Annotated in this window: 9 protein-coding genes and 1 pseudogene; 6 read left to right on the forward strand and 4 right to left on the reverse strand. The window is 66.8% G+C overall.

Going from position 1 to position 6,108, the window contains the following annotated elements; translation table 11 throughout:
* Positions 1 to 90: 90 nt before the first annotated feature.
* Both O0J73_RS21175 and O0J73_RS21180 read right to left on the reverse strand, forming a co-directional pair.
* Positions 91 to 633, reverse strand: coding sequence for a GNAT family N-acetyltransferase (locus tag O0J73_RS21175; RefSeq protein ID WP_006455123.1), 543 nt, complete (start codon positions 631 to 633; stop codon positions 91 to 93).
* A gap of 130 nt (positions 634 to 763) precedes the next feature.
* Positions 764 to 1,609 carry a glycine zipper 2TM domain-containing protein gene (locus O0J73_RS21180; protein ID WP_006455259.1) on the reverse strand — a complete coding sequence of 282 codons (846 nt, stop codon included), beginning with the start codon at positions 1,607 to 1,609 and terminating at the stop codon, positions 764 to 766.
* 163 nt (positions 1,610 to 1,772) lie between these two features.
* Here O0J73_RS21180 and O0J73_RS21185 point away from each other — a divergent pair, with 163 nt between their 5' ends.
* Complete coding sequence (locus O0J73_RS21185) at positions 1,773 to 1,988, forward strand: DUF6116 family protein (protein WP_040007412.1); 216 nt, start codon at positions 1,773 to 1,775, stop codon at positions 1,986 to 1,988.
* Positions 1,985 to 2,758 carry a TatD family hydrolase gene (locus O0J73_RS21190; protein WP_197564294.1) on the forward strand — a complete coding sequence of 258 codons (774 nt, stop codon included), beginning with the start codon at positions 1,985 to 1,987 and terminating at the stop codon, positions 2,756 to 2,758. The genes O0J73_RS21185 and O0J73_RS21190 overlap by 4 nt, the downstream gene beginning before the upstream one ends.
* Before the next feature lie 33 nt (positions 2,759 to 2,791).
* Here the strand turns inward: O0J73_RS21190 and O0J73_RS21195 are convergent, their stop codons facing one another.
* The gene (locus tag O0J73_RS21195) at positions 2,792 to 3,616 is read right to left on the reverse strand and encodes a tRNA threonylcarbamoyladenosine dehydratase (protein WP_308309579.1); all 825 of its coding nucleotides are present in this window, start codon (positions 3,614 to 3,616) and stop codon (positions 2,792 to 2,794) included.
* 80 nt (positions 3,617 to 3,696) lie between these two features.
* On the opposite strand from O0J73_RS21195, the gene O0J73_RS21200 reads away from it, so the two are divergent.
* Positions 3,697 to 4,131: a cytochrome c gene (locus tag O0J73_RS21200; protein ID WP_006455265.1), complete on the forward strand. Its 435-nt coding sequence runs from the start codon at positions 3,697 to 3,699 to the stop codon at positions 4,129 to 4,131.
* A 135-nt stretch (positions 4,132 to 4,266) separates the two neighbouring features.
* Entirely contained in the window at positions 4,267 to 4,761 is a 495-nt protein-coding gene (locus O0J73_RS21205; protein ID WP_008264629.1) for a glycine zipper 2TM domain-containing protein, read from the forward strand.
* Between the two features lie 72 nt (positions 4,762 to 4,833).
* On the opposite strand, the gene O0J73_RS21210 is transcribed toward O0J73_RS21205, so the two are convergent.
* Complete coding sequence (locus O0J73_RS21210) at positions 4,834 to 5,043, reverse strand: cold-shock protein (protein ID WP_087923064.1); 210 nt, start codon at positions 5,041 to 5,043, stop codon at positions 4,834 to 4,836.
* A gap of 235 nt (positions 5,044 to 5,278) precedes the next feature.
* On the opposite strand from O0J73_RS21210, the gene O0J73_RS21215 reads away from it, so the two are divergent.
* Both O0J73_RS21215 and O0J73_RS21220 read left to right on the forward strand, forming a co-directional pair.
* A complete protein-coding gene (locus O0J73_RS21215; protein ID WP_006455326.1) occupies positions 5,279 to 5,764 on the forward strand; it encodes a DUF456 domain-containing protein in 486 nt (161 codons plus the stop codon).
* Positions 5,765 to 5,883: 119 nt separating this feature from the next.
* A pseudogene (locus tag O0J73_RS21220) lies at positions 5,884 to 6,108 on the forward strand (phospholipase); the annotation flags it as partial.

A 6,108-nucleotide genomic window follows, 5' to 3' on the forward strand; every position in this document is an offset into this window, starting at 1 on the left:
AGACTGCACGCAGCCGGCCGCTGGCCGGCATCCTCGATGCGGCTGGATCCAAGCGATTGCCGGCCATTGGCCGGCACTACCAGGCAACGCTCAGCGCGCGCGCTTCCTCCATTGCTCGCGTGACTGGCCCCAGATCTGCATCGGCTTGTCGTTGTACGGCGGCGGTAGTTCACCCATGCGCAACAGCGTGCTGCCGAGCTTGCGCGCCACCGCCCGCGAGTTGTCGTTGTTCTCGGCAATGGTGTGGATCACCTCATCCCAGCCCAGCGTATCGAAGGCCCAGTCGATCGCCGCGACCGCCGCTTCCGGCGCATAGCCCCGGCCCCAGCTGGCGTGGCGTATGCCCCAGCCAACCTCGGTACCGGGCCAGTCCTGCGGTTGCCAGGGCCCCATCCGCCCGATCCATTCGCCGCTCGATTTCTCGATCACGCTGAACATCGAGAAGCCGAACAGATGCCAGGCGCCGGCCAGGCTGCAGAAGCCGCGCCAGGCCACCGAAGGCGGCTGCACACCGCCCAGGGTGCGCATCGTTTCCTCGTCGGCGCAGAACGCCAGGTACGGTTCGTAGTCCTCGCGCAGCAGGGGGCGCAGGATCAGCCGCTCGGTTTCCAGGCGCAGGTCGAAGATGCTCATGCCGACTCCATGTCGTGGGAAGGGGCGACCATGATGGTCGATCCCTGACCCGACGGGATGAATTCCGGCCCGCACAACGCAACGGGCCGGCATGCGCCGGCCCGTTGACTCCTGCAGGTTGCGCCCGGGTTTACTGGCGCGTGGCTGCAGCCGTGGCGCCCGCGGCAGCGGTCTGCGTGACCAGCTGGCCATCAACCACCGGCAGGCGATCGCTGGCCGGCTTGTTGTCCATGCGCACGGTCTTCTCGGCGCCATCATAGCGATAGGTCACGTTATAGCCCTTGACCACATCGGTGTTACCCATGGCAATGCGGTTGCCCGGCTTGCTGGCCATGCGCATGGTGCCAGTGGTGCCGTCCTCGTTGCGGTAGGTCACGTTGTAACCGGTAACGCGGCTCGACTCGGAGGTGGCAGTCTCGGTGTGGCACTGGCGCTCGGTGCGGTTGACCACGCGGCCACCCACATGGCGCTTGTCGATCTGGTTGCCGATGAAGCCACCGGCCACCGCGCCGGCCGCGGTTGCGGCCTTCTTGCCGTTGCCGCCGCCGACCTGGTTGCCGAGCAGGCCACCGACCACCGCGCCGACCACAGTACCGCCAACGTTGCCGTCACGCTCCGGCAGGCGCTCCTGCACGGTCACGTCCTGGCAGACTTCGTGCGGGGTCTGGGTGGTGGAGGTCTCGCGCACCGGATCAGTACCGATCACGGTGGCATAGGCCTTCTGCTTCTCAGTGATCGGGTCGACCTTCAGCACGTCGGCGTACTCCAGGCCGCGCGGCGCCGACGGGTCGAGCGTGTCACCACGCGCACCGTCGTCAATGGCATTGCCATCGGCCAGGCGCGATTCGGCATTGGGGGTTCCGGCGCTGATGGAATCGGGCGACTTGTCGCCACTCTTCATGAAGGCGGCGGTGGCGATGCCACCGACCAGCAGCGCGCCCGCTGCGACCAGGACAGTTGTAGTTGTGCTTTTCATGACCTGCTCCTTGCGGACCATCCGCAACGTTCTCGTGCCAGATTGCAGCATGGACTGCCTGAACGGAATCTCCACATTTCCTGCTCATTGCTGTAACCCATTCAGCATCGGGAAATGCTGGGCCCGTGGTAGCGTTTGCATGTTCCCCACGAGGATTCCCGCCATGGCCAACGCGATGCTGCTGCCGGTACTGCAATGGGCGCGCCGGCTGCGCTACCCCACACTGTTCAAGCTCACTGCCGGCCTGTTCGTGCTGACCTTGTTCATTCCGGACCCGATCCCGTTCGTCGACGAGCTGGTGCTGGGCTTCGGCACGCTGTTGCTGGCCAACTGGAAGAGCCGCAACGCTACCCCGCCCCCGCCGCTGGAACAGCGTTGAGTCCGCTGGTCGACAGCCACTGCCATCTGGATGCCAGTGAATTCGATGCTGACCGCGCGGCGGTGATCGAGCGCGCAGGCGCGGCTGGCGTGCGCGCGCAGGTGGTTCCTGCGGTCACCGCCGAAAGCTGGCCGAAGCTGCGCGAGGTCTGCCGGCTGGCGCCGGGGCTGTACCCGGCCTACGGCCTGCACCCGATGTTCCTGGCCGAGCACCAGCCCGGGCACCTGCCGCTGCTGCGCGAGTGGATCGAACGCGAACGCCCCTGCGCGATCGGCGAATGCGGCCTGGATTTCTTCGTTGAAGGGCTGGATGCCGAGGCGCAGCAGGCCTATTTCATTGGCCAGCTGGAGCTGGCCCGCGAGTTCGAGCTGCCGGTGATCGTGCATGCGCGGCGCGCGGTGGACGCGGTGATCGCCGCGATCCGCCGCATCGGTGGCCTGCGTGGCGTGGTGCACAGCTTTTCCGGCAGCCCGGAACAGGCCGCGCAGCTGCACAGGCAGGGTTTCCTGCTGGGCCTGGGCGGCCCGCTGACCTACGATCGCGCGCAGCGCCTGCAGCGACTGGTGCGCGAGATGCCGCTGGAACAGCTGCTGCTGGAGACCGACGCGCCGGACCAGCCCGACGCCGGCATCCGCGGCCAGCGCAACGAACCGGCGCGGCTGGCCATCATCGCCCGCCATGTGGCGGCGTTGCGTGGAATGGAACCGGATGCGGTGGCGCAGGCCACCACCGCAAACGCGCGGCGGTTGTTCGCGCTGCCCGCAATGTAACGGCAGGTGCCGGCCGCTGGCCGGCACGGTCCATCACACCTCGCTGACCTCGACCGCTTCGGCCTTCGCTTTCTTCGGCTCCAGCAGCATTTCCAGCGCCTTGCCGACCGCGGCGAAGGCGAACGCGCCGGTGATGTGCGTCGCGGCGCCCAGGCCTGCGCCGCAGTCCAGCTTCAGTGCCGCATCGGCGCCCAGGTTCGGGCGGATGCCGCACACGCTGCCATCGGCCTGGGGGTACTTCACGTTTTCCAGCGAGTACACCGCCGGCACACCGAAGTAGCGCTTGGCATTCTTCGGGAAATTGAACTCGCTGCGCAGCTTCTTGCGGATCAGCGCCAGCATCGCGTCGTGCTCGGTACGCGAAACATCGCGGATGCGCACCAGGGTCGGATCGGTGCGGCCGCCAGCGGCGCCCACCGTCAGCAGCGGCAGCTTGCGGCGGCGGCACCAGGCGATGGTCTCGACCTTGACCCGGAAGCTGTCGCAGGCATCGATCACCAGATCGAAACCGCGATCCAGCAGTTCGGCCATGTTGGAGACGGTCAGGAACGCCTGCACCGCATCCGCTTCGATGTCCGGATTGATCGCGCGGCAACGCTCGGCCATCGCTTCGGCCTTGTTGCGGCCGTAGTTGCCTTCCATCGCCGGCAGCTGCCGGTTGGTGTTGGACACGCAGATGTCATCGGCGTCGATCAGGGTCAGGTGGCCGACCGCCGAACGCGCCAGCGCTTCCACCACCCATGAGCCGACACCGCCCATGCCCACCACCGCCACGCGGCTGCCCTGCAGGCGCTCGAGCGCGCCCACGCCATACAGCCGTTCGATGCCGGCGAAGCGTTGTTTGACCTGTTCGTTCATCGGGCTATTTTAACGTGCAGGTGCCGGCGCCTGCAGCGCGCCGGCATCGAACCCACCGTTGCACGCCCGGAGAGCCCGCCATGAACGCCAGCCCGCCCCGCCGCCTGAGCACCGCCCATCGCTACCTGTTCGTACTGTGCCTGGGCCTGCTGATCGGCCTGATCGCCACGGTGATGGCCGGGCGTGCGCTGCAGGCCCGCCGCGACCCATTCCCGGACAGCCTGATGCAGGTCATGCAGCGGCAGTCGCAGCTGCTGCAGCAGGCCCAGCAGCAGAACCGCTGCAGCCTGGCCGACAGCGTGCCGCGGCTGCAGGCCATTCGGCTGCTGTCCAACGATCTGGACCTGGCCTTTCCAGGGCTGAAGGACAGTGCGCAGTTCCAGCAGCACGCCAGCCGGCTGCGCGGCAACCTCAACGCTGCGCTGGCTGCGCCCCCCAGCGACTGCACGGCCCTGGCCCAGGTGGTGGATACGCTGCAGGCCGATTGCCGCGCCTGCCACCAGGACTTCCGCTGAGCGCATTCATCCTGCAGCCGGGCAATGCACACGCGGTTGGCGCCTTGTTCACGTTCGAAAGGGGACGATTCGTCCACCCTGCTGCATGACGCAGTACCACCCAACGCACCCGCCTTCACGGCCAGGAGACGCCCCATGAAGATCCAGCTCATCGCCGCCAGCGCCATCGCTACCCTCGCCCTGGCTGGCTGTGCCACCTCGCCCGGCTACGGCGGCGGTGGTTACAACAATGGCTACAACAATGGCGGCTATGGCAACAACGGCGGCTACAACCAGGGCCGCTGCGCCGACTGTGGCATCGTCACCCGCATCAACACCGTGCAGTCCGGCCGCACCGCGCCCAGCGCCACCGGCGCAATCCTCGGCGGCATCGTCGGTGCAGTGGCCGGCCACGAAATCTCCGACCACACCGGTGGCAGCCGCGGCAACAAGAACATCGCGGCTGCCGCAGGCGCGGTGGGTGGCGCGCTGGCCGGCAACCAGATCCAGAAGAACGTCACCAGCGACACCTATGACATCAGCGTGCGCATGGACGACGGCCGCACCATCGTGGTCAACCAGCGTGACCTGGGCGGCATCCGCGAGAACACCTACGTGCGCGTGGTCAATGGGCGGGTCATTCTGCGCTGACCTGCAGCGGGCCACAGGCAAAGAAAAAGGCCCGCTTGCGCGGGCCTTTTTCATGCCGACGGGCGGCAGGTATTACACCGGCTGCACCTTGTCAGCCTGCAGGCCCTTCTGGCCCTGCACGACTTCGAAGGTCACCGACTGGCCTTCCTTGAGGCTCTTGAAGCCCTGGGTCTCGATGGCGCGGAAGTGCACGAACACGTCCTCGCCATTCTGCCGGCTGATGAAGCCGAAGCCCTTTGCATCATTGAACCACTTTACGGTACCGGTCTCGCGATCAGCCATCTCACTAACTCCCTTGGACTCTCTCTTGTTGTTGGAAACGCCTGGTGGGCGGCTGACAAGCAAGGGGGAAGCGAGGTGCATCGATGCAGCGGATCGGGAAGATCTTGCTTCATCAGGCCACGATCCACGGTGACCTTGCCAAGCTCAGCGACTGCAACTTAACCCGCCCAAAACGAAAAAGCAACTGGCAAAATCTTTCACTGTCAACCCCAAATCGACCACCATACGGGACAGCATGGGACTCTCATTCATCTTATATCTGCTAGCGGTCATTTTTGTCCTCGTCGGCATCGCTGGAATCATCCTTCCGGCCCTTCCCGGCATCCCGCTGGTGTTCATCGGACTGCTGCTGGCGGCCTGGGCAGACGGCTTCGTCCATGTCGGTTGGCCGACGCTGGTCGCCCTCGGCGTGCTCACCCTGCTCTCGCTGCTGGTGGACGTGCTGGCCACCGTGGTCGGCGCGCAGCGGGTGGGTGCCAGCCGCAAGGCACTCTGGGGGACCTTCGCCGGCAGCATCGTCGGCCTGTTCTTCATGCCGATCGGCCTGTTCGCCGGGCCGCTCATCGGGGCCCTGCTTGGCGAGTACTGGCACACCCGCGAACTGGGGCGTTCGACCAGGGTCGGCCTGGCCACCTGGCTCGGCATCCTGCTCGGCCTGGCGCTGAAGCTGGCGGTGGTGATTGCCATGCTGGGCCTGTTTGCCTTCGCCTGGTTCCTGTAACCGATGCGGCCTTCACGCCCTGCGCACGCGGGGGCCGTGCATATACCGTAGGGGCTGGCCGCGATCCGGTGCAGCCGCCACACTGTGCGATCCCCGTATTCACCGAAGGGCCTGCTGGAATGACCCTCCCCCCGTTGCTTCCCCGCCTTGCGCCCCTGGCGCTTGCCCTGGCCAGCGCACCGCTGGCGGCGCAGGAGTTCGTGCCCAGCACCGACACCTCACCCGCTGCCTGCGCGGCCATCACCACCGATGCGGCCCGCCTGGCCTGCTATGACCGCCTGTTCGCGCATACCCCGCAGGCCACCGCGGCAGCCGATGCTGCCGCAGAAGCGGCCGCGCAGGCC

Source organism: Stenotrophomonas sp. Sm6012, from assembly GCF_030985895.1.
GTDB lineage: Bacteria > Pseudomonadota > Gammaproteobacteria > Xanthomonadales > Xanthomonadaceae > Stenotrophomonas > Stenotrophomonas forensis.